Genomic DNA, 1,096 nt, shown 5'->3' on the forward strand with positions numbered 1-1,096 from the left:
TTTCCGCCCTCACCCCCCGCTCCGTGGTGTGGGGGGTTGTGGGGTTGGTTTCTTTTTTTGAATCGGTGCCGTGGCGCGGGGGGGCCGGCGCGGGGCCCCCCCCCCGTCCTGACCTACCGCGGAGCGGTAACCTCAGGCGGTGATCCCCGCGGCGCGCTCGGCCGAGTCGACGACGTTCGCCAGGAGCATCGCGCGCGTCATGGGCCCGACGCCCCCGGGGTTCGGGGAGATCCAGCCCGCGACCTCGGCCACGGCCGGGTCGGCGTCCCCGACGACACGGCTCTTGCCGGTCTCCTCGTCGACCTCGCGCGAGACCCCCACGTCGATCACGACGGCGCCCGGCTTGACCATGTCGCGCGTGATGATGCCCTTGACGCCCGCTGCGGCCACGACGACGTCGGCCCGCCGGACGAGCGAGGCCAGGTCCTGGGTGCCCGTGTGCGTGAGCGTCACGGTCGCGTTGACCGCGCGGCGCGTGAGGAGCAGGCCGATCGAGCGGCCCACGGTCACGCCGCGGCCCACGACCACGACCTCCTTGCCCACGAGCGAGATCCCGTGGCGCTCGATGAGCTCGATGATGCCGCGCGGCGTGCACGGCAGCGGCGACGTGACCTCCTCGTTGACGCGCAGCACGAGGCGGCCGAGGTTGGTCGGGTGCAGACCGTCGGCGTCCTTGTCGGGGTCGATGAGCTCGAGCACGCGGTTGGTGTCGATGCCCTTGGGCAGCGGGAGCTGCACGATGTAGCCCGTGCACGCGGGGTCCTCGTTGAGGCGGCGGACCGCGGCCTCGATCTCCTCCTGCGTGGCCTCGGCGGGCAGGTCCTCACGGATCGACGACAGACCGATCTCGGCGCAGTCGCGGTGCTTGCCCGCGACGTACCACTGCGAACCGGGGTCGTCGCCGACCAGGAGCGTGCCGAGTCCCGGCACGACGCCCCGCTCGGCGAGGCCGACGAGGCGGGTCTTGAGCTCGGACTTGATGGCGGCGGCCGTGGCCTTGCCGTCCAGGATCTGCGCGGTCATGGGGCTCCTCAGGGTCTGGCGGGGACGAACAGACCGCTGAGTGCGGAGCTCTTGTGCGACACGCCCGGCGAGT

General features: G+C 72.3%; 1 protein-coding gene. It reads right to left on the reverse strand.

What is annotated here, in order from left to right; genetic code table 11:
* Nucleotides 1-132: 132 nt before the first annotated feature.
* Nucleotides 133-1,023: a bifunctional methylenetetrahydrofolate dehydrogenase/methenyltetrahydrofolate cyclohydrolase gene (locus ACFWFR_RS19445; RefSeq protein WP_191801233.1), complete on the reverse strand. Its 891-nt coding sequence runs from the start codon at nt 1,021-1,023 to the stop codon at nt 133-135.
* Nucleotides 1,024-1,096 lie beyond the last annotated feature (73 nt).

This window comes from Oerskovia sp. NPDC060287 (assembly GCF_042726775.1).
Taxonomy (GTDB): Bacteria; Actinomycetota; Actinomycetes; order Actinomycetales; family Cellulomonadaceae; genus Oerskovia; species Oerskovia merdavium.

Bases quoted from the DNA above. Each gene is read 5' to 3' on its own strand.
- ACFWFR_RS19445 (WP_191801233.1), bottom strand. From the start codon at position 1,023: ATGACCGCGCAGATCCTGGACGGCAAGGCCACGGCCGCCGCCATCAAG.